At 56.5% G+C, this 324-nt stretch carries 1 protein-coding gene; it reads right to left on the reverse strand.

Features of this window, described 5'->3' with window-relative positions:
- The coding region (locus AC1RPW_RS08280) for a hypothetical protein (protein ID WP_438451039.1) at nucleotides 1-255 on the reverse strand (255 nt) is incomplete at its 3' end.
- Nucleotides 256-324: the final 69 nt, after the last annotated feature.

Consider the following 324-nt stretch of genomic DNA (forward strand, 5'->3'; position numbering starts at 1 on the left):
TTGCTGGACCGAGCCCAAGGCCCCAGCAATCTGCGCATCGGTCAACCCGTATTCACGGCCGAACGCCACAAACGACGAAACGAAGTCATTGGGATCGGAGCCATCGGGACCGACCATGAAACGAGGTTTGTGCTTCGCGCCCGCTCCCGGCACATACTGCGCACCGAACTCAGGGGCTGGGGCCGAAACCATCGAGGGCAGCGTCGCGATCCCCAGAAGAAAGCCGCATATAGCGGCCCGAATCATGTTTCTCATCTTACTCTACCTCCACTGCTGAAACTATAAAAATGGAGTGTAGAGAAAAATTAGTTCGCCGTCAACCCC

This window comes from Dellaglioa sp. CoH-55-MRSF-8 (assembly GCF_056782195.1).